Consider the following 25,810-nt stretch of genomic DNA (forward strand, 5'->3'; position numbering starts at 1 on the left):
CCCCCCCGTCCAGGTCCCCCCGTCCGCGGGCCCGCCCCCCCACACCCCGGCGCGCGCCGCCCCGGGGGGGCCGCCGCTCGACGTGCTGGTGCCGTCAGCCCCTGCGGGCCCGGATCAGCTCGGTGGCCTTCGGGGCGACCTGGAACAGGTCGCCCACGACGCCGAAGTCGGCCAGCTCGAAGATCGGGGCCTCGGGGTCCTTGTTGACGGCCACGATCGTCTTCGACGTCTGCATGCCGGCCCGGTGCTGGATCGCACCGGAGATGCCGACGGCGATGTAGAGCTGCGGCGAGACGGTCTTGCCGGTCTGCCCGACCTGGAAGCTGTGCGGGTAGAAGCCGGAGTCGACCGCGGCGCGGGAGGCACCGACGGCGCCGCCGAGGGAGTCGGCCAGGGCCTCGATGAGCGCGAAGTTCTCCGCGCTGGCCACCCCGCGGCCACCGGAGACGACGATCGACGCCTCGGTGAGCTCGGGCCGGTTGCTCTTCTGCTCGACGACCTTGTCGACGACGCGGGTCAGCTTCGCCTGCTCGGACAGCGCGACCTCGACCGGCACGGTCTCCCCGGCGGCCGGCGCCGGCTCGGGGGTGACCGAGTTGCCGCGCAGGGTGTAGATCGGGGTGCCGACCGTGACCTTCGAGTGCACGATCTGCGCCCCGGCGAAGATCACCTGGGTGGCGGTGCCGTCCGGGGCGATCTCGGTGACGTCGGTGAGGAAGCCGCTGCCGGTCTTCAGGGCCAGCCGGCCGGCGACCTCCCGGCCCTCCGGGGAGGAGGGGATGACGACGGCGGCCGGCGACACCTGCGCCACCAGCTGCGCGAGCACCTCGGCCTTGGGGGCGACGAGGTACTCGTCGATCTCGGGGGACTCGGCGGCGTAGACCTTCGCCGCGCCGTACTCGGCGAGCTGCTCGCGCGCGCCGGCGGCCACGCCGGGGCCGCCGGCGACGACCGCCGAGACCTCACCGAGCGCGCGGGCGGCGGTGAGCGCCTCGAGGGTGCCCTTGCGGACGGTGCCGTCGGCCGGGTTCAGCTCGACGAGGACCAGGACCTCTGCCATGGGTGTTCGCCTCTCCTGTTCGCTGCGGTCCGGGCCGGGTCAGACGAGCTTCTGCTCGGCCAGGAAGCCCACGAGCTTCTCCGCGCCGTCGCCCTCGTCGGTCACCTTGACGCCCTCGCCCTTCGGCGGGCGGCCGGTGACGTCGACGACCGCGCTGGTGGCGGTGGCCAGGCCCACGCCGGACGGGTCGACGCCGAGGTCGGCCAGCGACTTGGTCTCCACCGGCTTCTTCTTGGCGGCCATGATCCCCTTGAAGGAGGGGTAGCGCGGCTCGTTGATGGTGTCCCAGGTGGACACGATGGCCGGCAGCGGCGCCTCCAGCGCCCAGAAGCCGCCGTCGGTCTGCCGCTCGACCTTGACCGTCGAGCCCTCGACGGTGAGCTTCTGCGCGCCCGACAGCTGCGGGATGCCCAGCCGCTCGGCCAGCAGCGCCGGCATGACCGCGACCTGGCCGTCGGTCGAGGTGGCGCCCATGAGGACGAGGTCGTACTCGAGCTGCTGCAGCGCCGCGGCCAGGACCCCGGAGGTCTGGATCGCGCACGAGCCGTGGATGGCGTCGTCCTGCACGTGGACGGCCCTGTCGGCGCCCATCGACAGCGCCTTGCGGATCGCGTCGGTGGCGCTGGCCGGGCCGACGGTCAGGATGGTGACCTCACCGCCCTGCGCCTCCTTGACCTGCAGCGCCTCCTCGATGGCGTACTCGTCGATCTCGTTGATGACGTTGTCCGCGGCGGCGCGGGCGACGGTGTTGTCCGACGGGTCCAGCGAGCGCTGGGTGCCGGAGTCGGGGACCTGCTTGACCAGAACGACGATGTTCATCGCCAGACCTACCTCCGCGATCGGTCATGGGGGACGCGGACCCGCGGGCCCGCCTGGCTCCGATAGTGGAGGCTACTGCCGGGTAACGGGGCGCCGTGCCGGGGTGCGGGTGACCCCGCTCACGCCGTCCACCGGCCGGTCGCGCAGAACTCCTCGAGCACCGCCGCGTACGGCGCCGGGTCCAGCCCCTGCGCGGCCACCCAGGCGTCGGAGTGGTAGGTGTGCGCGTACCGCTCGCCCCCGTCGCAGAGCAGGGTGACGACGCTGCCGGTGCGCCCGGCGGCCACCATCTCGGCGACGAGCCGGTAGGCGCCCCACAGGTTGGTGCCGGTGGAGCCGCCGGCCCGCCGCCCGGTCGCCCGCTCGAGGTGGCGCACCGCCGCCAGCGACGCGGCGTCGGGGACGCGGATCATCCGGTCGACCACCGAGGGCAGGAACGACGGTTCCACCCGCGGCCGGCCGATCCCCTCGATGCGCGACGGCGTGCCGGTGGTCCACGCCGGCTCGTCCTCCACCCAGCCGGGGAAGAACGCGGAGTTCTCCGGGTCGACGACGGCCAGCCGGGTCGGGTGCCGCCGGTAGCGCAGGTAGCGGCCGAAGGTGGCGCTGGTGCCGCCGGTGCCCGCGCCGACGACGACCCACTCGGGCACCGGGTGTCGCTCGAGGGCCAGCTGCTCGAACACCGACTCGGCGATCGTGTTGTTGCCCCGCCAGTCGGTGGCCCGCTCGGCGTGGGTGAACTGGTCGAGGTAGTGCCCGCCGCACTCGTCGGCCAGCCGGCGGGCCTCGTCGTAGACGTCGGAGGCGCGCTCGACGAAGTGGCAGCGCCCGCCGGCGAACTCGATCAGCGCGACCTTCTCCGGGCTGGTGGAGGCCGGCATCACCGCCACGAACGGCAGGCCCAGCATCCGCGCGAAGTAGGCCTCGCTCACCGCCGTCGACCCGCTGGAGGCCTCGACGACGGTGCTGCCCTCGGTGATCCAGCCCGAGCACAGCGCGTGCAGGAACAGCGAGCGCGCCAGGCGGTGCTTGAGGCTGCCGGTCGGGTGGGTCGACTCGTCCTTGAGGTAGAGGTCGACGCCCCACTCCGGCGGCAGGGGGTGGACCAGCAGGTGGGTGTCGGCGCTGCGCACCGCGTCGGCCTCGACGACGGCGACGGCCCGCTCCACCCACGCGCGCCCGGCGGGGTCGGACCGGTCGACGTCGAGGACCTCGGGACCGGGGACCTCGGGACCGGGCGGCGGGGGCTGGCTCACCCGGCCATCCTCGTGCACGCCCGCGCCCCTCCCCGCGGACACTCCGTCGCCGGGCGCTGGCGGTGGGGCGGGACGCGCGGCGGCCGGTGCCCGAGCCGGTCCGGGTGGCCCCGGGAGGAGGCGGTGGGCTCCCTACGCTCCGGCGCGCACCCGATCCCCTGCCGGTGACGGCCGCCCGCGGTGGCCCGGCCGACCAGCCGAGGAGCCCCGATGTCGCGCGAGTTCGGCCCCTACGTCCTGGAGGACCTGCTCGGGACGGGCGGGATGGGCGAGGTGTGGCGGGCCCGCGACACCCGCCGTCAGCGACTGGTGGCGCTCAAGCTGCTGCCCGAGAACCTCAACGGGGACCCGGAGTTCGCCAGCCGCTTCCGGCGCGAGTCGCACGTCGCGGCGCGGCTGCGCGAGCCGCACGTGGTGCCGATCCACGACTACGGCGAGATCGACGGCCGGCTGTTCATCGACATGCGGCTGGTCGACGGCCGCGACCTCGGCGACCTGCTCCGCGAGGGGCCGCTGCCGCCGGCGCGGACGGTGGCGCTGCTGTCCCAGGTCGCCGACGCCCTGGAGGCCGCGCACGCCGACTCCCTGGTGCACCGGGACGTCAAGCCGAGCAACGTCCTGGTGACGCCCACCGACTTCGTCTACGTCGTGGACTTCGGCATCGCCCGCTCCATCGGCAGCACCCGGACGTCGCTGACGATCACCGGCGCCACGGTCGGGACGCTGGACTACATGGCGCCCGAGCGCTTCACCGACCAGCCGATCGACGGCCGGGTGGACGTCTACTCCCTCGCCTGCGTCCTCGCGCAGTGCCTGACCGGCCGCCGCCCGTTCCGCGGCGAGGACCTGCCCGCGCTGCTCTACGCCCATCTCTACGTCGACCCGCCCCGGCCCAGCGAGCTGGTGCCCGGCGTCCCCCCGGCCCTCGACGCGGTCATCGCCCGCGGCATGGCCAAGCGTCCCGAGGACCGCCACCCGACGCCGCGCGCGCTGATCGACGCCGCTCGCCGCGCCCTGGAGCCGCCCGCCGCCCCACGGTCCGGGACCTCCTCGACGGCCACCGTGCCCGCGAGCACGGTGACGGCCCCGACCGCCGTGCTGGGGGTGCACTCGGGCGACGGCACGCACAGCTCCGTGCAGCAGCTGCCCGCCCTGCCGCCGCCCGTGGTCCCGTCCCGTCCCCCGGCCGGCCGGCGCCCGGGACGGCGGGTCGCGCTGGCGGCCGCGCTCGTCCTCGCCCTGGTCGCCGCGGGCCTCGCCGTGCTGCTGTGGCCCCGCGACGACGGCGGGGCCGACGCGGCCGGGACCCCCTCCGGCTCACCGGAGAGCACCCTCGCGCCCGAGGGGACCAGCCCGGCCCCGACGCCGAGCGGGCCGCCGCCGGCCAGCCTCGCGGTGCCGACCCGGCTCGGCGACCCCATCCGCGTCCCCGCGACGCCGGGGTACCTCGCGATCGCGCCCAACGACCGGTACGCCTACATCGCGCACCGCGACGCGGGCGTGGTCAGCGTCCTCGACCTGACCTCGCTGAGCGTGAGCGCCGAGATCCGCATCGAGGCCGGGCCGCCGCGGTTCGTCACGTTCTCCCCGGACGGCAGCCGGGCCTACGTCACCGTCTACGACGACGCCGACACCGTGCACGCGGTCGTCGTCGTCGACACGGCCACCACCGAGGTGCTGCAGACGGCCCCGGTCGGGCTGCGGCCCTACGCCCCGGAGGTCTCCCCCGACGGCACCCGGCTCTACGTCCCGCTGCACGACGAGGCGCGGGTGCAGGTGCTCGACATCGCCACCGGGGAGGAGGTCGACTCCTACCCGGTGGCGCCGAACCCGCACTGGATCGCCGTCTCCTCCGACGGCCGGCGCGCCTGGGCGGCCAACCACGAGTCCGGCGTGCTGTCCGTGCTCGCCCTGGACGACGGCGGGCGGGTGCTGCAGGAGATCCCGGCCGGCGTCGCCCCGCACAGCGTCGCGATCTCGCCGGACGGCAGCCGCGTGGCCGTCGTCTCCTTCGGCAGCCACGAGATCCGCCTCGTCGACGCCGCGACCGACACCGTCGTCGACACCGGTCCCGTGGGCCGCAGCCCGCAGGACGTCGCGTGGGCGCCCGACGGCCGGCACCTCTACACCACCGACGTCGACGGGAACACGATGTCGGTGGTCGACGCCGCCACGCTCGACGTCACCGCCTCCCCGACCCCGGGCACGTCACCGACGAGCGTGGCGGTGTCCGCGGACGGGCAGCGGGCCTACGTCACCAACCTCGACGACGCCACCGTGGTGGTCTACCGGCTCACGGCGTGACCGGGGCGGCCGGCTCCACCAGCACCGGCCGCTCGGCGGGGGTGACGGTGACCGGCGTCCCGGGCGTGAGGCCCTGGCTGCCGGCGCTGGGGACGTCGGCGCGCACCTCGACGCCGTCGGGCAGCGCGACCGCCAGCCGCGTGGTGGCGCCGGAGAACGTGCGGGTGACGACGCGGCCGGTCCCCCGCGGGTCGGCCTCGACCGCCAGCGCCTCCGGGCGGACCAGCGCGGACGCCGGACCGGGCGGCGGCGTGGCGCCCAGCACCTCGCGGCGGACCCCGAGGAACTCGACGTCGCCGTCGCCGAGCACGGCCGGGATGCGGTTCATCGTGCCGACGAAGGAGGCCACGAACGCCGTCGCGGGGCGCTCGTAGAGCTCGTCGGGCGAGGCGACCTGCTCCAGCCGCCCGGCCCGCATGACACCGACCCGGTCGGCCACCGACAGCGCCTCGGCCTGGTCGTGGGTGACGAACACCGTGGTGGTGCCGAGCTCGAGCTGGATGCGGCGGATCTCCTCGCGCAGCTGCACGCGCACCTGGGCGTCGAGGGCGGAGAGCGGCTCGTCGAGCAGCAGCACCTGCGGGGCGACGGCCAGCGCGCGGGCCAGCGCCACCCGCTGCTGCTGGCCGCCGGAGAGCTGGTGCGGGTAGCGGCCGCCGCGGTCGGCGAGGCCGACCAGCTCCAGCAGCTCCGCGGCGCGGCCGGCGCGCTCGGCCTTCCCCCGGCGGCGCACCCGCAGGCCGTAGGCGACGTTGTCGGCCACGGTCATGTTCGGGAACAGGCTGTAGGCCTGGAACACCATGCCGACGTCGCGCCGGGCGGGCGGGAGCCCGGTGACGTCGCGGCGGTCGAACCACACCCGCCCGGCGTCGGGGACCTCGAAGCCGGCGATCGCGCGCAGCGCCGTCGTCTTGCCGCACCCCGAGGGCCCGAGCAGGGCGAGGAACTCCCCGCCGGCGATGTCCAGGTCCAGCCCGTCGAGGGCGAGCACCGAGCCGTAGCGGCGGGTCAGCCCCTCCAGCCGGACGCCGACCGGCGCCTGCTCGCGCAGGTCGGCGGGCGCGGCGGCGCGGGGAGCCGAGGGGACGGCGGTCATGCGGGGTCCTCCTCGCGGCGCCGGCGGTCCAGCGCGGAGATGAGCAGCAGCAGCACCCAGGTGAGCAGCAGGGAGAGCACCGAGACGGCGACCGACAGCCGCGGCTGCGAGCCGGAGATGCGCACGATCCAGGTGGGGAAGGTCTCGAAGCCGAGGACGGCGGCGACGGTGAACTCGCCGAGGACGAGTGCGAGGGTCAGGAAGGCGGCGTTGAGCACCGAGGTCCGCAGCACCGGCAGCACGACGGTCCCCATCACCCGCGGCCAGGAGGCGCCGAGCACCCGCGCGGCCTCGGTGAGCGTGCGCAGCTGGGCACCGCGGACGCCGGCGTCCAGCGCCCGGTACACGAACGGCAGCGCCAGGACGACGTAGACGAGGACGAGGACCCACGGCAGCGCCGGCTCCTGGAGGGCGAAGAACGCCTCGGCCAGCGGCGTGCCGTAGAAGTGGTCCGGCGCCCAGGCCAGCACGCTGCGCACGCCGACCACCAGCGCGATCGGCGGCAGCAGCAGCGGCACGAGGGTGAGGAACTCGACCAGCGGGCGCAGCCGCGGCAGCCGCAGCTCCACGAGCACCACCGTGGGCACCACGAGCAGCAGCGCGACGAGGACGGTCAGCACCCCGAGCAGCAGCGAGCGGCCGAAGGTCTCGGCGAACCCCTCGGCGGTGGGGATGCTCGTGTAGGCGTCGGCGGTGAGCCCGTCGCGGCCCCGGACGGTGAACCACACCGAGGCGCCCAGCGGCACGAGGAAGTACAGGCCGAGGACGGCGAACACCGCCCACCGCCACCACCCGCGTCCCTGCCGGGCGGACCGGACAGGGGTCCCCGGCTGCACACCGCCGGCGCCGGCCACCGCCGCGGTGGAGACGCCGGCCGTCGTCGCGCTCACGACAGCCACCTCGACGTGCGCCGCTGGACCCAGGTGTAGAAGACCATCACCAGGCCGACGAGCACGACCATGCCCAGCGCCAGCGCCTTGCCGAGGTTCTCCGCGCCGACGACGACGTTGCTCGACAGCGAGTCGGCGATCTGCAGCGTCACCAGCGGCAGGCTGGAGCCGACCAGCGCCCGGGCGGTGGCGTAGGCGGCGAAGGCGGAGGCGAACAGCAGCACCGTGGCGCCGAGCACCGGCGGGGCGAGGACGGGCCCGCCGACGTGGCGCCAGTACTGCCAGCGGCTGGCGCCCAGGACGTCGGAGGCCTCCCGCCACTGCGGCCGCAGCGCCTCCACCGCGGGGACGATGGTCAGCACCATCAGCGGCACGAGGAAGTACAGGTAGACCACGGCCAGGCCGGTCATCGAGTACAGCGAGAAGCCGCCGAGGCCGAGGGTGTCGGTGAGCAGGGCGGTGACGACGCCGGCGGTGCCGATGGTGGCGATGAACGCGAACGCCAGCGGGATGCCGCCGAAGTTGGCCAGCACACCCGAGGCGGTGAGCACCAGCCGGCGCAGCAGCCGGCCGCGGCGGGTGCCGACGACGGCGAAGGCCAGCGCCAGGCCGAGCACCGCGCCCAGCACCGCGGTGACCGCCGACAGCCGCAGGCTGCCGAGGTAGGCGCGGCCGTAGGCGCCGCCGGTGACCGTGCCGATGTTCGCCGTGGACCAGCTCTCCTCGAAGGTGACCGGGTCGGTGGCGCGGAACGCCTCGACGGCGAGCACGACGACCGGCAGCAGCAGGAAGACCGCGACGTAGAGCAGGAACGGCAGGACGCCGAGCGCGGGCAGCACCGCGCCGCGCCGGCGTCCCCTGCGGGACGCCGGCGCGGTGGGTGCGGGTGCGGTGCTCAGCCGGACATCTCCTGGTTCCACCGGGTGGCGACCACCTGCTGGGCGGCGCTCTCCTGCTCCTGGGTGGGGAAGTCCGCGGTGCCCTCGACCGGCGGCAGGGCGGCGAGCGCCTCGGCGTCGGCCGTGCCGGCCTCCTCCATCGCGGGCAGGCGCACCGGCCGGGCGCCGCCCCGCAGCCAGATGTTCTGGCCCTCGTCGCTGTAGAGGAACTCCTGCCACAGCCGCGCGGCGGCCGGGTGCGGGGCGTAGGCGCTGATCGCCTGGCTGTAGTAGCCGCCGAACAGCCCGTCGCTGGGCACGTTCACCTGCCAGTCGACGCCCTGCTCGGCGAACGTCGCGGTCTGCGCGGCGTTGAGGTAGTCCCAGTCGATCGAGAGGGGCGTCTCGCCGCTCTGGATGGTCGCCGGGGTGATCTCGACCGGGTTCCAGTTGCCGGCGTCCTTGACCTGGGTGAAGAAGTCGATGCCCGGGCCGATGTCGTCGAGGTCCCCGCCGGTGGCCAGCGAGGCCGCCCACACCCCGGCGAAGGCCGCCGCGGCCTGCGTCGGGTTGCCGTTGAGGGCGACCTGGCCGGCGTACTGCGGGTCGAGCAGCTGCTCGAACGAGGTCGGGCACTGCGCGATCACCGAGGCGTTGCAGCCGATGGAGATGTAGCCGCCGTAGTCGTTGTACCAGTGCCCCTCGGGGTCCTTCTGGCCCTCGGGGATCTCGTCCCAGGTCTCCACCTGGTAGGGCGCGAGCAGGTCCTGGGCCTGGGCCTGCCGGGCGAACGCGGTGCCGAGGTCGAGGACGTCGGGCGCGCGGTCCTGGCCGCGCTGGCTCTCCACGGCGTTGAGCTCGTCCTGGCTGGAGCCGGTCGGGTTGGCCTCGTCGATCTCGATGCCGTACTTCTCGCTGAAGGTGTCGAGCATCTCGCCGTAGTTGGCCCAGTCGCGGGGCAGCGCGATGACGTTGAGCGTGCCCTCCTCCTGCGCGGCCTCGACCAGCGCGTCCATGCCGCCGAGGTCCTCGGCCGACGTGGCGCTCGCCGCGTCGGTGCCGCCGCCGGAGCCGCCGCTGCCGCCGTCGTCACCCCCACCGCAGGCCGACAGCACGAGGGTCGCGGCCGCCAGCACGGTCGCCGTCCTCAGGGTGGGGGTGGATCGCACGGGTCCTCCAGGGGGGCGGGGGTCGGCCGGGGCGGCCAAGCGGATGGTGGCAGAACCGCACCGTGCGGCGGGGCCGAACCGGGTGACGGCGCGGGGAACACTCGGCGTCGGCGGGCTCAGCGGCCGCTGAAGGTGGCCTTCCCCGGCCCGTTCTCCAGGAACGAGCGCATGCCGGTCTTCTGGTCCTCGGTGTCGAACAGCTCGGCGAACAGCCGGCTCTCCAGCTCCAGGCCGCCGTCGAGCGGCAGGTCGAGCCCCTCGTCGACCGCCCGCTTGGCGGCCGCCAGCGCCAGGGGCGGGCCGGCGGCGAACTTGCGCGCCATCGCCACCGCCGTCGGGTAGACCTCGGCGTCGGGGACGACGGCGTCGGCCAGGCCGATCTCCAGCGCCTCCTCGGCGCCGACGTGCCGGCCGGTGAACACCAGGTCCTTGGCCTTGGCCGGGCCGACCAGGCGGGCCAGCCGCTGGGTGCCGCCGGCGCCGGGGATGACGCCGAGCAGGATCTCCGGCTGGCCGATCCTGGCGCCGGCGCCCATCACCCGGAAGTCCGCGCACAGCGCCAGCTCGTAGCCGCCGCCGAGGGCGTACCCGGTGATCGCGGCGATGACCGGCTTGGGGACGCGGGCGACGGTGGTGAAGCTGTTGGTCAGCTCGCGGCCCCAGGCGACCATCGACCGCCCGTCGAGCTGCGACATGGCCTTGATGTCGGCGCCGGCGGCGAACACCCGCTCACCGCCGTACAGGACGACGGCGCGCACGTCGGCCCGCTCGCCGGCCTCCAGGGCCGCGGCGCGCACCTCGGTGTGCAGCTGCTCGTCGATCGCGTTCATCTTGGGGCGGTCGAGGCGGATGGTGCCCACCCCGTCCTCGACCGACAGGGTCACGAACTGCGGCGCTGCTGACATGCCGGGCACCCTAGCCAGGCGCCCCGCCCGGGGGGGCTCAGCCGCGGCGGCGGGCGGTGAACCGGCCGTCGGAGCGCTCCAGGCGCAGCGGCAGCCCGAAGGTGGTCGACAGCGCGTCACCCGTGATGACCTGCGACAGCGGGCCGGAGGCGACGACGGCGCCCTCGCGCAGCAGCAGCGCGTGCGTGTAGCCCGGCGGGATCTCCTCGACGTGGTGGGTGACCAGCACCTGCGCCGGGGCGTAGAGGTAGCGGGCGAGGTCGGACAGCCGGCTGACGAGGTCCTCGCGCCCGCCGAGGTCGAGACCCGCGCCGGGCTCGTCGAGCAGCAGCAGCTCCGGGTCGGGCATCAGCGCGCGGGCGATCTGGGCCCGCTTGCGCTCGCCCTCGCTCAGCGTCCCGAAGGGGCGGTGGGCGATCGACTGCACCCCCCACTGCTGCATGAGCGTGGCGGCACGGGTGAGGTCGTGGATGTCGTAGCGCTCCCGGCCCCGCCCGACGACGGCGTACCCGGCGGACAGGACGACGTCGCCGGTCCGCTCCCCCGGCTCGATCCGCTGGGTGAGCGCGGCGCTGGTCAGCCCGATCCGCGGGCGCAGCTCGAAGACGTCGACCGCGCCCATCGTCTCGCCGAGCAGCCGCACCTCACCGCGGGTCGGGTGCAGGTGCGCGCCGGCCAGCTGCAGCAGCGTCGTCTTGCCCGCGCCGTTGGGCCCGAGCACCACCCAGCGCTGCTCGGGCAGCACCGTCCAGTCGACCCCGCGCAGCAGGTACGAGGTGCCGCGGACGACGTCCACCCCGCGCATCTGGACGACCGGCTCGGCTCCGGCGGGCCGGGGGGACACTCCACCGCTCGAGACGGCGCTGCTCGACACGGCCCCATCCAACCAACTGCCCTGATCCCTCCGCCCGACGGACGGACCGTGCAGTATCGGCGGGTGATCACCGCCGACGACAGCCCCGACGACGCGGACGTGTGGCCGGGGTCCCCCGCGCCGCTGGGCGCGCACTGGGACGGCACCGGCACGAACTTCGCTCTGTGGTCGGCCGGTGCGACCGCCGTCGACCTGTGCCTGTTCGACCCCGACGGGACCGAGCACCGTCACCGGCTGCAGGAGACCACCCACCAGGTCTGGCACGGCCGGCTGCCCGGCGTCGGTCCGGGGCAGCGCTACGGCTACCGGGTGCACGGCCCCTACGACCCCGGCGCCGGCTGGCGGTGGAACCCCGCCAAGCTGCTGCTGGACCCCTACGCGCGGGCGGTCGACGGCGAGCAGACCCTCGACCCGGCGCTGTTCGGCTTCCGCCCCGACGCGGCCACCCCCGACGGCCGCGACTCGGCCCCGTTCGTGCCGCGCGGCGTCGTCGTCCACGACTCCTTCCCCTGGGACGGCGACCGGCGGCCGGGCACCTCCTGGTCGGACACCGTGATCTACGAGGTGCACGTCAAGGGCGCGACCATGCGCCACCCCGAGGTCCCGCCGGCGCTGCGCGGCACCTACGCGGGCCTGGCGCACCCGGCGTTCGTCGAGCACCTGCAGTCGCTCGGGGTCACCGCCGTCGAGCTGCTGCCGGTGCACCACTTCGTCAGCGAGCCGCACCTGCTGCGCCGCGGGCTGACCAACTACTGGGGCTACAACTCGCTGGCCTTCTTCGCCCCGCACGCCGCCTACAGCTCGGCGGGGTCCGGCGGTGCCCAGGTGACCGAGTTCAAGGCGATGGTCAAGGCGCTGCACGCGGCCGGCATCGAGGTGGTCCTCGACGTGGTCTACAACCACACCGCCGAGGGCGACGCCACCGGCCCGACCCTGTCGCTGCGGGGCATCGACAACCCCGGCTACTACCGGCTCGACGGCGCCAACCCGGCCCGCTACACCGACTACACCGGCTGCGGGAACACCCTCGACGTCCGCCGCCCGCAGGTGCTGGCGCTGCTCATGGACTCGCTGCGCTACTGGGTCACCGAGATGCACGTCGACGGGTTCCGCTTCGACCTCGCCGCGGCACTCGCCCGCTCGATGCACGACGTCGACCGGCTCTCGGCGTTCTTCGACGTCGTCCACCAGGACCCGGTGGTCAGCCAGGTCAAGCTGATCGCCGAGCCGTGGGACATCGGCGAGGGCGGCTACCAGGTGGGCAACTTCCCGCCGCTGTGGACCGAGTGGAACGGCCGCTACCGCGACACCGTGCGCGACGTGTGGTCCGGGGCGCACGTCGGCGTGCGCGACCTCGCCTACCGGCTGACCGGCTCGTCGGACCTCTACCGCTCCGACGGCCGGCGCCCCTTCGCCAGCATCAACTTCGTCACCGCCCACGACGGGTTCACCCTCGCCGACCTGGTCACCTACGAGCGCAAGCGCAACGAGGCCAACGGCGAGGACAACCGCGACGGCGAGAGCCACAACCGCAACTGGAACTGCGGCGTCGAGGGACCCACCGACGACCCGGAGGTCCAGGCGCTGCGGGCGCGGCAGGTGCGCAACCACCTGGCCACGCTGCTGCTGTCCACCGGCGTGCCGATGCTCACCGCCGGCGACGAGCTCGGCCGCAGCCAGGGCGGCAACAACAACGCCTACTGCCAGGACAACGAGGTGTCCTGGATCGACTGGGACGGCGTCGACGCGGACCTGCTGGCCTTCGTCCGCCGGCTGCTGCAGGTGCGCCGCGACTCGCCGGTGCTGCGCCAGGAGGCGTTCTTCGAGGGCCACGAGATCCCCGCGACCGGCGGCACCCGCGACGTCGCCTGGTTCGCCCCCGGCGGCGGCCAGCTGACCACCGGGGACTGGTTCGACGCCGGCCTGCAGACGGTCGGCATGTACCTCGACGGACGCGCGATCCGGCACCGCGACCCCTACGGCCGGCCGGTGGTCGACGACTCCTACCTCGTGCAGCTGCACGCCGGGCCCGATCCGGTGACCGTGCACCTGCCCGGGGCGCCGTGGGCCGACGGCTACGAGTTCGTCGTCAGCACCGAGTACGCCACCGGGGCGCCGCCGCGGCCGGCCGTCGTCGCGCCGGGGCCGATCGAGGTCCCGGCCCGCACGGTGTGGCTGCTGCGGGTCCTCCGCCGCCCGTGACACCGTCCGGGTCGGGGTCCGCCGGGATCAGGTGACCTGATCGTGGCGCGTCCTCCCGCACGGTGGGACGTGAGGGAGGACGCCGCGCGGTGCGGGAGGACGCCGCGCGGTGCGGGAGGACGCCCCGGCCCGCGGACGACGGGAGCCCCGGTCCGCGGTGGACCGGGGCTCCCGTGGCGCGGGGCTGGGCCGCGTTCAGTCCTGCGGCTGCTCGTAGGTGATGACCGTCCAGCCGAGCAGCAGCCGGTCACCGTCGGCGAGTGGGTGGGCGACGCCGGGCTCGAGCTGGGTCCACTCGGTCGCCTCCGGCCCGGCGACGTGCGTGCCGTTGAGCGAGCCGAGGTCGGTCAGCGTGACCTCGCGGCCGGTGCGCTGGATCGCCGCGTGCGCCGAGGACAGCACGTTCTGCGTGTCGGCGATCGGCACCGGCCGGGCGTTGCCCGAGGTCACCAGCTCGTGGCTGTCGGGCCGGCGGCCGAGGACGAGGTCCTCGTCGACGGTGACGACCAGGCCGTCGTCGAAGCGCAGCACGGGGGCCGAGGCGGTGTCGGGCTTCCAGAACGCCGTCTCCTCGCCCTCGTCGGCCCGGGCACCGGACCCCACGACCGAGGCGCCCGACGAGCCGTAGGACGGCGTGCTCGGGGCGGCCCCGTAGGAGGAGGCACCGGCGAACCCGGCGTCGGAGCCGGCCGTGAACGACGACGGCGCGGCGGACGACGGCGCGGCGGCGGCACCGGCGTGCGCGGGCGCGGCCAGGTGCAGCAGCGCGCCGGACCCGGGGACGGTGCCGGTGTGCAGGTCGTAGGCGACACCGGGCGGCATCGACGGCGCGGCCTGCCCGGGGCCGACGTAGAGGGTGCCGCCCAGCGGGAAGCCGGCGGCCACGGTGCACCCGTCGGCCGGCTGGCCGGAGACCGGGACGCCGTCGACGGCGGGCTGCCCCTTGCCGGCCCACAGCGCGACGCCGGTGCCCGAGCCCCCCTCGGAGTCGACGAGGACGAGGGCGAAGGACGCCGAGCTGCCGCCGAGCGCGGGCACCTGGGAGGCCACGGCGGCCAGCACGCGGTCGGCGCCGGGGCCGGCGACGCCCAGGCAGGCGTGCAGGGCGGCGACGAGGGCCGGCGAGCCCGGAGCGTCGACCCAGAGCAGTCCCCCGCCGCGTCGTGCGACGACGGCGTCTCCGGGCAGGACTTCACAGCGGTCGGGCATGCGCGCCAGCCTAGTGACCTCGGCCGGGAGTGGGCGGCCCGGCAGCACCGCCACGCCGGTCGCCGCTCCCCGTGGGGGCGCTGCGACCGGCGTGACGGGTGGGTCGCCGGCCCGACCGCTAGGCGCTGCGGACCAGGCCCAGCTCCGCGGGGGTGGCCAGGTGCTCGGAGTGCGGTAGCACCCGGACCGTGTACCCGAACGCGCCGGTGCGCTCCAGCGGCAGCGTGGCGGTGAACCAGTGCCGGGAGCCCTCGGTCTGCTCGTGCTCCATCGGCACCGTGGTGACCTCGTGCAGGCCGTCGGCGTCGTCGACCCGCCCGTAGGCCGCCTGCACCTCGACGTCGGCGGGGCTCAGGTGCGGCAGCTCCACCTCGGCCCGCAGCGCCAGCGTGGAGCCGATCTCCGGGGTGTCCCCCGCGCCGGTGGCCTCCACGTGCGCCACCCGCACGCCGCTCCAGCTGTCCAGGATCCGGGCCCGCCAGTGCGCCTCGGTGCGCGCCGGGGCGTAGCCGGCATCGGCCATCGAGCGGGCCGACCCGGCGGCCGGCACGTACAGCTGCTCGACGTAGTCGCGCACCATGCGGGTGGCCAGCACCTTCGGGCCGGTCTCGCGCAGCGTGTGGCGCACCATCTCCACCCACCGGGTCGGGATGCCGTCGCGGTCGGTCTCGTAGAACCGCGGCAGCACCTGCGTCGACAGCAGGTCGTAGATGGCGCGGGCCTCGACCTCGTCGCGGCGGTCGTGGTCGGCGACGCCGTCGGCGGTGGGGATCGCCCAGCCGTTCTGGCCGTCGAACCACTCGTCCCACCAGCCGTCCCGGATGGACAGGTTCAGCCCGCCGTTGAGCGCGGCCTTCATGCCCGAGGTGCCGCAGGCCTCCAGCGGGCGCAGCGGGTTGTTCAGCCAGACGTCGCAGCCCCAGTAGAGGTAGCGGGCCATCCCGATGTCGTAGCCGGGCAGGAACGCGATGCGGTGCCGGATCTCGGGGTCGTCGGCGAACTTCACCATCTGCTGGATCAGCTGCTTGCCGCCGTCGTCGGCCGGGTGGCTCTTGCCGGCGATGACCAGCTGGATCGGCCGCTCCGGGTCCAGCAGCAGCGCCTTGAGCCGGGCGGGGTCGCGCAGCATGAGCGTGAGCCGCTTGTAGGAGGGCACGCGGCGGGCGAAGCCGATGGTGAGGACGTCGGGGTCGAAGGCGCCGTCGGTCCAGCCGACCTCGGCCTCGGCCGCCCCGCGCGAGAGCGCGGTGTCGCGCAGCCGGCGGCGGACCTCGTCGACCAGCCGGGCCCGCAGCATCCGGCGGGTGGCCCACAGCTCCGACGCGGGGATGCGGTCGACGCCGTCGAAGGAGACCGGCCCCCGGCTCTCGACCGGGTCGCCGGCCCGGGAGGTCTGGGTGCCCAGCTCCACGAGCTCCCGCGCGGTCCACGTGGGGGCGTGCACGCCGTTGGTGATCGAGCCGATCGGGACGTCGGCCTCGTCGAAGCCCGGCCACAGGTCACGGAACATCCCGCGGCTGACGTGCCCGTGCAGCTCGCTCACGCCGTTGGCCCGCTGCCCCAGCCGCAGGCCCATGTGCGCCATGTTGAACTTCGCCGGGTCCTCCTCGGCACCCAGCGGGATGAGCTGGTCGAGCGGGACGCCGAAGCCGGCGAAGTAGCGCTCGATGAGCGCCCGCGGGAAGCGGTCGATGCCGGCGGGGACGGGCGTGTGCGTGGTGAACACGGTGCCGGCGCGGACGGCCTGCAGCGCCTCGGGGAACGACAGCCCGTGCGACTCGGTCAGCTCGCGGATCCGCTCGACGCCCTGGAAGCCGGCGTGGCCCTCGTTGGCGTGGAACACCTCCGGCTGCGGGGTGCCGGTGAGCTGGCAGTAGGCGCGCAGCGCCCGGACCCCGCCGATGCCCAGCAGCATCTCCTGCCGCAGCCGGTGGTCCTCGTCGCCGCCGTAGAGCCGGTCGGTGACGCTGCGCTCGGCCGGGGCGTTCTCCTCGATGTCGCTGTCGAGCAGCAGCAGCGACACCCGGCCGACCTGCGCCCGCCACACGTGCGCGTGCAGCGTGCGCCCCTCCGGCAGCGGCACGGAGATGACGACGGCGGACCCGTCGGGCTGGCGCAGCAGCTTGACCGGCAGGCCGTGCGGGTCCAGCGAGGGGTAGTGCTCGAGCTGCCAGCCGTCGGCCGACAGGCCCTGCTCGAAGTAGCCGGCGCGGTAGAGCAGCCCCACGCCGATCAGCGGCACGCCGAGGTCGGAGGCGGCCTTGAGGTGGTCCCCGGCGAGGATGCCCAGGCCGCCGGAGTACTGCGGGAGGACCTCGGTGATGCCGAACTCGGCGGAGAAGTAGGCGATGGTCCGCGGGGCGTCGGGGCCCAGCGACTGGTACCAGTGCTCGGCGGACAGGTAGTCCTCGAGGTCGTCGACGACGTCCTGCAGCCGCCGCAGGAACCGGCGGTCGGCCGACAGCGCGGCCAGCCGCTCGGCCGAGACCTCCCCGAGCACCTTGACCGGGTCGTTGTTGCAGCGGCGCCACAGCTCCGGGTCCAGCGCCTCGAACAGGTCGCGGGTCTCCGGGTGCCACGACCAGCGCAGGTTCGTGACCAGCTGGGACAGGGGCAGGAGGGCCTCGGGCAGGGCCGCCCGGACGGTGAACCGACGCAGTGCTCGCACGCGGGGAGCCTAGCCAGCGGCGCGGGGCGGGACAGGTCGGCTCCGGTGCGTCCCACCCCCGTCTCACCCTCCCGGTTCCGGCTCCGCGCGGTCCGCTCCCCCGCCCCGGTGGCCGAGGTGTGGGCGACCCGCGCGGTGGATAGCGTGGCCGGGATGACTCGCCGCACTGACCTCCGCCTCGGCATCACCGATGTCGCCCCCGTCGTGTCCTGCGGGTCCTTCTCGGCCCGCGCCGTGGTCGGCGAGCACCTGCCGGTCACGGCCACCGTGTTCCGCGAGGGCCACGACGCCGTCGCGGCCGACGTCGTCTGGACCGCTCCTGACGGGACGCGCGGCGCGTTCACGCGCATGCGCCGGTACAGCGACCAGCCCGACCGCTGGATCGCCACCGTGGTCCCCGACCGCGAGGGGCGCTGGACCTTCCGGGTCGAGGCCTGGAGCGACCCGCTGGCCACCTGGCACCACGCCGTCGAGGTGAAGATCGACGCCGGGCAGGGCCCCGGGGAGCTGGCCAACGACCTCGAGGAGGGCGCGCGGCTGCTCGAGCGCGTGGCCGCCGACGCCGACGACGAGTGGCGCGGCCGGCTCGGCGGCGCCGCGGCCGCGCTGCGCGACACCTCCCTGACGCTGCACGACCGGGTGGCGCCCGCGCTGTCCTCGGTGGTGCAGCAGTACCTCGACGCGCACCCGGTGCGGGAGCTGGTCACCCCGACCGCCGACCACGAGGTGTGGGTCGACCGGCCGCGCGCCCTGTTCGGCTCCTGGTACGAGTACTTCCCCCGCTCGGAGGGGGCGGTCGTCGACGGCCGGCCCACGCACGGCACCTTCGCCACCGCCTCCGAGCGGCTGCCGGCGATCGCCGAGATGGGCTTCGACGTCGTCTACCTGCCGCCGATCCACCCGATCGGCACGGTCAACCGCAAGGGCCCCAACACCCCGCAGTACCCCGGCGGGAACCCGAACGAGATCGGTCCCGACGACGTCGGCTCGCCGTGGGCGATCGGCAGTGCCGAGGGCGGCCACGACGCGATCCATCCGCAGCTGGGCACCATGGAGGACTTCCGGGCCTTCGTCACCCGCACCCGGGCGCTGGGCATGGAGGTGGCGCTCGACTTCGCGCTGCAGGCCGCCCCGGACCACCCGTGGGTCAAGGAGCACCCGGAGTGGTTCACCACCAAGCCCGACGGGACGATCGCCTACGCGGAGAACCCGCCGAAGAAGTACCAGGACATCTACCCGGTCAACTTCGACAACGACCCCGAGGGCATCTACGCGGAGTGCCTGCGCGTCATCCGGGTGTGGGTGGACGCCGGCGTGCGGGTCTTCCGGGTCGACAACCCGCACACCAAGCCGCTGGACTTCTGGCACTGGCTGATCTGGCAGGTCAAGGAGACCGACCCCGACGTGCTCTTCCTGGCCGAGGCGTTCACCCGGCCGGCGATGATGCACCAGCTCGCGCGGATCGGGTTCACCCAGTCCTACACGTACTTCACCTGGCGGACCGGGCGCGGGGAGCTCGAGGACTACGGCCGCGAGCTGGCCGCCAACGCGCACTACATGCGGCCGAACTTCTTCGTGAACACCCCCGACATCCTGCACGCGAGCCTGCAGTACGGCGGGCCGCCGATGTTCAAGATCCGGGCGGTGCTCGCGTCGATGATGAGCCCCACCTGGGGGGTCTACTCCGGCTACGAGCTCTACGAGCACGTGGCGGTGCGGCCCGCCAGCGAGGAGTACCTCGACAGCGAGAAGTACCGGCTGCGGCCGCGCGACTGGGCCGGCGCCGAGGCGGCCGGCCGGAGCCTCGCGCCCTACCTGCGCCGGCTCAACGAGATCCGCCGGCAGCACCCGGCGCTGCAGCAGCTGCGCACGCTGCGGTTCCACCCGGTCGACAACCCGAACCTCATCTGCTTCTCCAAGACCGACCCCGGCTCGCAGGACGCCGTCCTCGTCGTCTGCGCGCTCGACAGCCACAACCGGCAGATCGGGACGACGTCGCTGGACCTGCCCGCGCTCGGGCTGGACTGGCACGAGCGCTTCGCCGTCACCGACGAGCTCACCGGCGCCCGCTACGACTGGGGGCAGTTCAACTACGTCGAGCTGGACCCCTACTGGGAGCCCGCGCACGTCCTCTCGGTGCACCTCCCGCGGCCGGTCACCTGGCCGCCGGCCGTGCCCTGACCCCCCGCCCCACCCCCGGACCACCCACACGCGAGGACGACCCGCACCGATGACGCTCCCCGTGCCCGACCCGACCCAGACGGGCTCCGCGCTGCCGGCGCGCGGCACCGACCCCCTCTGGTACAAGCGCGCCGTCTTCTACGAGGTGCTCGTCCGCGGCTTCGCCGACAGCAACGCCGACGGCATCGGCGACCTCCGCGGCATGATCGACAAGCTCGACTACCTGCAGTGGCTCGGCGTCGACTGCCTCTGGCTGCCGCCGTTCTTCGCCTCCCCGCTGCGCGACGGCGGCTACGACGTCAGCGACTACACCGCCGTGCTGCCGGAGTTCGGCGACATCCAGGACTTCCAGGAGTTCCTGTCCGCGGCGCACTCCCGGGGCATCCGCGTGATCATCGACTTCGTCATGAACCACACCTCGGACCAGCACCCCTGGTTCCAGGCCAGCCGCAGCGACCCCGAGGGCCCCTACGGCGACTTCTACGTGTGGGCCGACGACGACACCGGCTACGCCGACGCGCGGATCATCTTCGTCGACACCGAGAGCTCGAACTGGACGTTCGACCCGGTCCGCAAGCAGTACTTCTGGCACCGCTTCTTCTCCCACCAGCCCGACCTCAACTTCGAGAACCCGGCGGTGCAGGAGGCGATCATCGACGCCCTGCGCTTCTGGCTGGACCTCGGCATCGACGGCTTCCGGCTCGACGCCGTCCCCTACCTGTTCGAGGAGGAGGGCACCAACGGCGAGAACCTCCCCCGCACCCACGAGTTCCTCAAGCACGTGCGCAAGGTGGTCGACGCCGACTACCCCGACCGCGTGCTGCTGTGCGAGGCCAACCAGTGGCCGGCCGACGTCGTCGAGTACTTCGGCGAGGACGGCGACGAGTGCCAGATGGCCTTCCACTTCCCGGTGATGCCGCGTCTGTTCATGGCCGCACGCCGGGAGCAGCGGTTCCCGATCTCGGAGATCATGGCCCAGACGCCGCCGATCCCCGACAACTGCCAGTGGGGCATCTTCCTGCGCAACCACGACGAGCTGACCCTGGAGATGGTCACCGACGAGGAGCGCGACTACATGTGGGCGGAGTACGCCAAGGACCCCCGCATGAAGGCCAACATCGGCATCCGCCGCCGGCTGGCGCCGCTGCTGGACAACGACCTCAACACCCTCGAGCTGTTCAACGCGCTGCTGCTGAGCCTGCCCGGCTCGCCGGTCCTCTACTACGGCGACGAGATCGGCATGGGCGACAACATCTGGCTCGGCGACCGCGACGGCGTGCGCACGCCGATGCAGTGGACCCCGGACCGCAACGGCGGCTTCTCCACCGCCGACCCGCAGCGGATGTACCTGCCGCTCAACGCCGACCCCGTCTACGGCTACCAGACCACCAACGTCGAGTCGCAGCTGCGCAACACCAACTCGATGCTGCAGTGGATCCGCCGGATGATCGCCGTCCGCAAGGAGCACCCGACCTTCGGCCTGGGCACCTACGAGGAGGTCGGCTCACGCAACCCGACGGTGCTGTCGTTCGTGCGCGAGTTCGGCGACGACATCGTGCTGTGCGTCAACAACCTCTCCCGCTTCCCGCAGCCGGTGGAGCTCGACCTGCGCCGCTTCGAGGGGTACACGCCCATCGAGCTGACCGGCCGGGTGGAGTTCCCGCAGATCGGCGTGCTGCCCTACATGCTCACCCTCGCCGGGCACGGCTTCTACTGGTTCGAGCTGGCCCGCCCGCAGGAGCCGGCCGCCGAGCACGTCGAGGAGCAGGTGGAGGAGCAGGCCGCGGCCGGCACCGACAGCAGCCCGCTGGCCGACTCGCTGCTGGCCTCCGGGCTGGTCAACGAGGCCGAGCAGATCCCCGGTGACAGCGACACGCGCACCGACGACGACAGCACCGGAGGTGCCCGATGAGCACGGCCCTCGCCGAGGTCCTGCGGGACTGGATGCCGCACCAGCGCTGGTTCGGCGGCAAGGGCCGGGAGTGGGCCGACGTCAGCGAGGAGGGCTTCTTCCTCTCCCGCGCCGAGCCGGTGCTCTCGGTGCACCGGGTGCGCGTCACCTACACCGACGGCGCCGTCGAGACCTACCTCGTGCCGCTGTCCTGGCGCGCGCACCCCGAGGAGGACCTCAGCGCGGCGTTCATCGGGGCGGTGCCGGCCAAGGACGCCGAGGGCGCCGACCGGGAAAACTACGCCTACGACGCGATGCGCGACCGCGACGCGACGACGCCGTGGCTGACCCACCTGACCGCCGCCGCCACCGTCGGGCCGATGCACTTCCACCCGGCCGGCAGCCAGACCGACCCCGCGCCGATCCCCGAGGGCGTGCCCGGCGACATCGTGTCCACCGAGCAGAGCAACACCTCGCTGGTCTACGGCCAGGACGCCATCTTCAAGCTGTTCCGCCGGCTCGAGCCCGGGCTCAACCCCGACGTGGAGATCGGCGAGGCGCTCCGCCGCACGGAGAACCCGCACATCGCCCCGCTGCTGGGGTACGTCGAGATCGACGACCCCGACCCGTCGGCGGAGCCCGCGACGGTGGCGATGCTGCAGACCTTCGTCCGCGGCGCGAGCGACGGGTGGCGGCTGGCCACGGCCAGCGTCCGCGACCTCTACGCCGAGGGCGACCTGCACGCCGACGAGGTGGGCGGGGACTTCGCCGCCGACAGCGAGCGGCTGGGCGCGGCCACCGCGTCGGTGCACGCCGACCTCGCGCGGGTGCTGCCGACCGCGCCGGCCGACCGCGAGTGGTTCACCGCGACCGCCCGGGGCATGACCGAGCGGCTGGAGGCGGCGCTGGGCGTCGTCCCGCAGCTGGAGGAGCACGTCGCGGCGCTGCGGAAGGTGTACGCCGCCGTCGCCGACAGCCCCGAGGACGTGCTGCGCCACCGGGTGCACGGCGACCTCCACCTCGGCCAGGTGCTGCGGACGGCGACCGGCTGGGTGGTGCTCGACTTCGAGGGCGAGCCGGCCCGCCCGCTGGCCGAGCGCCGGCAGCTCGACAGCCCGCTGCGCGACGTCGCCGGCATGCTCCGCAGCTTCGACTACGCCGCACGTCACATGCTCGTGGAGCAACCGGACGACGCCCAGCGCGCGTACCGGGCCCAGGAGTGGGCAGTGCGCAACCGCGGCGCGTTCTGCACCGGGTACTCGGCGGCGAGCGGGATGGACCCGTGCGGGGACTCCCCTCTCCTGCGCGCGTTCGAGGCGGACAAGGCGGTCTACGAGTGCGTCTACGAGGCGCGCAACCGGCCGAACTGGCTCATGATCCCGCTGCAGTCGCTGTCCCGGCTCACCGCCGGGGAGTCCTGAGCCCCACCGCACGACGACAGCACGACACCGCACGGCGCACCTCCCGGAGACGGCACCCGCGGACCAGACGACGGCACGAGACGACGGCAGAGGACGGCAAGCGACGATGACGACGAGCGACTCGACACCCCCTCCCGGCACGCCCACCGCCCACGAGACCGCCGAGGCGCCGGCCTCCAAGGAGGAACTGCAGCGGGTGGTCGACGAGCGGGCCGCGCAGGCCGTGGCGGCCGAGAGCGAGCCGGTCGTGAACGCGGCCCCGGCGAAGAAGGCCCCGGCCAAGCGGGCCGCGGCCAAGAAGGCACCGGCGAAGAAGGCCCCCGCGAAGAAGGCGACGACCGCGGCGGTCCCGGCGGTCGCCGCCGGGGACGGCGCCGCCGAGCCCGCCGCCCCGCGGAAGACCGCCAAGCGGACCGCGAGGAAGGCCGCCGAGGGCGAGGCCCCGGTGAAGGCCACCCGCAAGCGCACCCCCGCCCAGCGGACCGCGGCCGACACGGCGGCCGTGCCCACCGCCGACGTCGTCGCCGAGCAGGGCGGCACGACCGCGCCGGTGGTCGCCCCCGCGCCGATCGCCGAGCCCGGCTCGCCCACCGGCGCGCCCGTGTCGGAGCCCGAGCCGACGCCGGTGACCGCGCCGCAGGCACCCGCCGAGGACGGCGGGCCGGCCTCCGGGGCCGGCGGGGAGGGCGCCGCGGTCCCGGCCGACGCCGTCTCCGAGGAGGACCTGCGCGCCATCGTCGACGGCTGGTCGCGCGACCCGCACCGCGTCCTCGGCGCCCACCCCTCCGGCGACGGCTGGGTCGTGCGGGCGCTGCGGCCCGACGCGTCCGGTGTGGTCGTCGTCGCCGAGGACGGCGCCCGCCACGAGGCCCGCCAGATCCACCCCCGCGGGATCTTCGAGGCCCGGCTGCCGGCGCAGCCCGGCGACTACCGGCTCGAGGTGGCCTACGGCGCGGACACCTTCCCCGTCGACGACCCCTACCGCTGGCTGCCCACCCTCGGCGAGATCGACCGCTACCTGGTGGGCGAGGGCCGCCACGAGCGGCTGTGGGACGTGCTCGGCGCCCACGTGCGCCGCTACGACACCCCGCGCGGCACCGTCGAGGGCGTCTCCTTCGCGGTGTGGGCGCCCAACGCCCAGGGCGTGAAGGTCACCGGCGACTTCGACTACTGGGAGGCCCGGCTCTACCCGATGCGCCAGCTCGGGTCGATCGGCGTCTGGGAGATCTTCATCCCGGGCGTCCCGGTCGGGAGCCGCTACCGCTTCCACGTGCTCGGCGCCGACGGCGTGTGGCGGGAGAAGTCCGACCCCATGGCCTTCGCCACCGAGGTGCCGCCGCACAACGCCTCGGTCGTCACCGAGTCGCACTACGAGTGGAACGACGACGCGTGGCTGGCCGAGCGGGCGCGCGGCGGCTGGCACGAGCGGCCGATGAGCATCTACGAGGTGCACCTGGGCTCCTGGCGGCAGGGGCTGTCCTACCGGCAGCTGGCCGACGAGCTCGTCGACTACGCCGTCGCGGCCGGGTTCACCCACCTGGAGTTCCTGCCGGTCGCCGAACACCCCTTCGGCGGCTCCTGGGGCTACCAGGTCACCAGCTACTACGCCCCGACCTCGCGCTTCGGCCACCCCGACGACCTGCGCTACCTCGTCGACCGGGCCCACCAGGCCGGTCTCGGGATCATCGTCGACTGGGTGCCGGCGCACTTCCCCAAGGACGCGTGGGCGCTGGGCCGCTTCGACGGCACCGCCCTCTACGAGCACGACGACCCCCGCCGCGGCGAGCAGCCGGACTGGGGCACGTTCGTGTTCAACTTCGGCCGCACCGAGGTGCGCAACTTCCTCGTCGCCAACGCGCTGTTCTGGTGCCAGGAGTTCCACATCGACGGGCTGCGGGTCGACGCCGTCGCCTCGATGCTCTACCTCGACTACTCGCGCGAGGACGGCGAGTGGGTGCCCAACCAGTACGGCGGGCGGGAGAACCTGGAGGCGGTGTCGTTCCTGCAGGAGGTCAACGCGACCGTCTACCGCGAGGTGCCCGGCGTGGTCACCATCGCCGAGGAGTCCACCGCCTGGCCCGGCGTCACCCGGCCCACCCACCTGGGCGGCCTGGGCTTCGGGTTCAAGTGGAACATGGGCTGGATGCACGACTCGCTGTCCTACGTCTCCCGGCAGCCGGTGCACCGCAGCTACCACCACAACCAGCTGACGTTCTCGATGATGTACGCCTACTCCGAGAACTACGTGCTGCCGATCAGCCACGACGAGGTCGTCTACGGCAAGGGCTCGCTGCTGCGGAAGATGCCCGGTGACCGGTGGCAGCAGCTGGCCGGCGTCCGCGGCTTCCTGGCCTACATGTGGGCGCACCCGGGCAAGCAGCTGCTGTTCATGGGCTCGGAGTTCGCCCAGGACGGCGAGTGGGCCGAGAGCCGCTCGCTGGACTGGTGGCACCTCGACGACCCCGCGCACCGCGGCGTGCTCCAGCTGGTCACCGACCTCAACGCCCGCTACCGCGAGACCGAGGCGCTGTGGTCGCTCGACGTCGACCCGGCCGGGTTCCAGTGGATCGACGCCAACGACGCGTCGGGCAACGTCCTCACCTTCCTGCGCTACGGCGGGCCGAAGGTGGCCGACGTCCCCACCCGCACCCAGGCGGCGGAGGCCGGCGCCGGCGGCGAGACCCCCGACGGCGGGCAGACCGCCGGTCAGGTGCTGGCCGTCGTCTGCAACTTCTCCGGCACCCCGCACCACGGCTACCGCATCGGCCTGCCCCGCGGCGGCCGCTGGCGGGAGGTGCTCAACACCGACGCCGAGGGCTACGGCGGCTCCGGCGTCGGCAACTACGGCGGCGTCGAGGCCGTAGAGGAGTCCTGGCACGGCCAGCCGTTCTCGGCCACCGTGTCCGCTCCGCCGCTGGGCACCGTCTGGTTCCTGCACGAGGGCTGAGTCAGACCGCCGACGGCCGGGCCGCTCCTCTGGGGAGTGG

General features: G+C 74.2%; 17 protein-coding genes. 6 read left to right on the forward strand and 11 right to left on the reverse strand.

Features of this window, described 5'->3' with window-relative positions; genetic code table 11:
• Nucleotides 1–94: 94 nt before the first annotated feature.
• The 3 genes from ACI780_RS00005 to cds1 all read right to left on the reverse strand — a co-directional run bounded on the left by ACI780_RS00005 (nucleotide 95) and on the right by cds1 (nucleotide 3,135).
• Complete coding sequence (locus ACI780_RS00005; protein ID WP_456872378.1) at nucleotides 95–1,060, reverse strand: electron transfer flavoprotein subunit alpha/FixB family protein; 966 nt, start codon at nucleotides 1,058–1,060, stop codon at nucleotides 95–97.
• Between the two features lie 39 nt (nucleotides 1,061–1,099).
• Nucleotides 1,100–1,879 carry an electron transfer flavoprotein subunit beta/FixA family protein gene (locus ACI780_RS00010; RefSeq protein WP_456872377.1) on the reverse strand — a complete coding sequence of 260 codons (780 nt, stop codon included), beginning with the start codon at nucleotides 1,877–1,879 and terminating at the stop codon, nucleotides 1,100–1,102.
• A 119-nt stretch (nucleotides 1,880–1,998) separates the two neighbouring features.
• A complete protein-coding gene (cds1, locus tag ACI780_RS00015) occupies nucleotides 1,999–3,135 on the reverse strand; it encodes an L-cysteine desulfhydrase Cds1 (RefSeq protein WP_457000316.1) in 1,137 nt (378 codons plus the stop codon).
• A 210-nt stretch (nucleotides 3,136–3,345) separates the two neighbouring features.
• Here cds1 and ACI780_RS00020 point away from each other — a divergent pair, with 210 nt between their 5' ends.
• Nucleotides 3,346–5,439, forward strand: coding sequence for a protein kinase domain-containing protein (locus ACI780_RS00020; RefSeq protein WP_457000317.1), 2,094 nt, complete (start codon nucleotides 3,346–3,348; stop codon nucleotides 5,437–5,439).
• Here ACI780_RS00020 and ACI780_RS00025 read toward each other — a convergent pair.
• The 6 genes from ACI780_RS00025 to ACI780_RS00050 all read right to left on the reverse strand — a co-directional run bounded on the left by ACI780_RS00025 (nucleotide 5,429) and on the right by ACI780_RS00050 (nucleotide 11,182).
• On the reverse strand, nucleotides 5,429–6,535 hold the full coding sequence (locus tag ACI780_RS00025; protein WP_456872374.1) for an ABC transporter ATP-binding protein: 1,107 nt from the start codon (nucleotides 6,533–6,535) through the stop codon (nucleotides 5,429–5,431). The genes ACI780_RS00020 and ACI780_RS00025 overlap by 11 nt on opposite strands.
• On the reverse strand, nucleotides 6,532–7,425 hold the full coding sequence (locus tag ACI780_RS00030) for an ABC transporter permease subunit (protein ID WP_457000319.1): 894 nt from the start codon (nucleotides 7,423–7,425) through the stop codon (nucleotides 6,532–6,534). Before ACI780_RS00030 ends, ACI780_RS00025 begins: the two co-directional genes overlap by 4 nt.
• Nucleotides 7,422–8,345 (reverse strand): ABC transporter permease, encoded by a 924-nt coding sequence (locus ACI780_RS00035; RefSeq protein ID WP_457000320.1) that lies wholly within the window; start codon nucleotides 8,343–8,345, stop codon nucleotides 7,422–7,424. The genes ACI780_RS00030 and ACI780_RS00035 overlap by 4 nt, the downstream gene beginning before the upstream one ends.
• A complete protein-coding gene (locus ACI780_RS00040) occupies nucleotides 8,321–9,472 on the reverse strand; it encodes an ABC transporter substrate-binding protein (protein WP_456872371.1) in 1,152 nt (383 codons plus the stop codon). The genes ACI780_RS00035 and ACI780_RS00040 overlap by 25 nt, the downstream gene beginning before the upstream one ends.
• A 116-nt stretch (nucleotides 9,473–9,588) precedes the next feature.
• Complete coding sequence (locus tag ACI780_RS00045) at nucleotides 9,589–10,377, reverse strand: enoyl-CoA hydratase/isomerase family protein (protein ID WP_456872370.1); 789 nt, start codon at nucleotides 10,375–10,377, stop codon at nucleotides 9,589–9,591.
• A gap of 37 nt (nucleotides 10,378–10,414) precedes the next feature.
• The gene (locus ACI780_RS00050) at nucleotides 10,415–11,182 is read right to left on the reverse strand and encodes an ABC transporter ATP-binding protein (protein WP_457000321.1); all 768 of its coding nucleotides are present in this window, start codon (nucleotides 11,180–11,182) and stop codon (nucleotides 10,415–10,417) included.
• Between the two features lie 132 nt (nucleotides 11,183–11,314).
• On the opposite strand from ACI780_RS00050, the gene glgX reads away from it, so the two are divergent.
• Nucleotides 11,315–13,453, forward strand: a complete 2,139-nt coding sequence (gene glgX, locus ACI780_RS00055) for a glycogen debranching protein GlgX (RefSeq protein ID WP_457000323.1) — start codon at nucleotides 11,315–11,317, stop codon at nucleotides 13,451–13,453.
• Nucleotides 13,454–13,648: 195 nt separating this feature from the next.
• Here glgX and ACI780_RS00060 read toward each other — a convergent pair whose 3' ends face one another.
• Together ACI780_RS00060 and glgP are read right to left on the reverse strand one after the other, a co-directional pair.
• On the reverse strand, nucleotides 13,649–14,662 hold the full coding sequence (locus ACI780_RS00060) for an FHA domain-containing protein (protein ID WP_457000324.1): 1,014 nt from the start codon (nucleotides 14,660–14,662) through the stop codon (nucleotides 13,649–13,651).
• 118 nt (nucleotides 14,663–14,780) lie between these two features.
• Nucleotides 14,781–17,330 (reverse strand): alpha-glucan family phosphorylase, encoded by a 2,550-nt coding sequence (gene glgP, locus ACI780_RS00065; protein WP_456871010.1) that lies wholly within the window; start codon nucleotides 17,328–17,330, stop codon nucleotides 14,781–14,783.
• 153 nt (nucleotides 17,331–17,483) lie between these two features.
• Between glgP and ACI780_RS00070 the strand changes: the two genes are divergently transcribed.
• From ACI780_RS00070 to glgB, 4 genes are all read left to right on the forward strand, one after another.
• Nucleotides 17,484–19,511, forward strand: coding sequence for an alpha-1,4-glucan--maltose-1-phosphate maltosyltransferase (locus ACI780_RS00070; RefSeq protein ID WP_457000326.1), 2,028 nt, complete (start codon nucleotides 17,484–17,486; stop codon nucleotides 19,509–19,511).
• A 49-nt stretch (nucleotides 19,512–19,560) separates the two neighbouring features.
• Nucleotides 19,561–21,423, forward strand: coding sequence for a maltose alpha-D-glucosyltransferase (gene treS, locus ACI780_RS00075; protein ID WP_457000327.1), 1,863 nt, complete (start codon nucleotides 19,561–19,563; stop codon nucleotides 21,421–21,423).
• Nucleotides 21,420–22,823, forward strand: coding sequence for a maltokinase N-terminal cap-like domain-containing protein (locus ACI780_RS00080; protein WP_457000328.1), 1,404 nt, complete (start codon nucleotides 21,420–21,422; stop codon nucleotides 22,821–22,823). The genes treS and ACI780_RS00080 overlap by 4 nt, the downstream gene beginning before the upstream one ends.
• Nucleotides 22,824–22,929: 106 nt before the next feature.
• The gene (gene glgB, locus ACI780_RS00085; protein ID WP_457000329.1) at nucleotides 22,930–25,770 is read left to right on the forward strand and encodes a 1,4-alpha-glucan branching protein GlgB; all 2,841 of its coding nucleotides are present in this window, start codon (nucleotides 22,930–22,932) and stop codon (nucleotides 25,768–25,770) included.
• The last annotated feature ends 40 nt before the right edge of the window (nucleotides 25,771–25,810 follow it).

It is taken from the genome of Geodermatophilus sp. SYSU D00814, assembly GCF_054050055.1.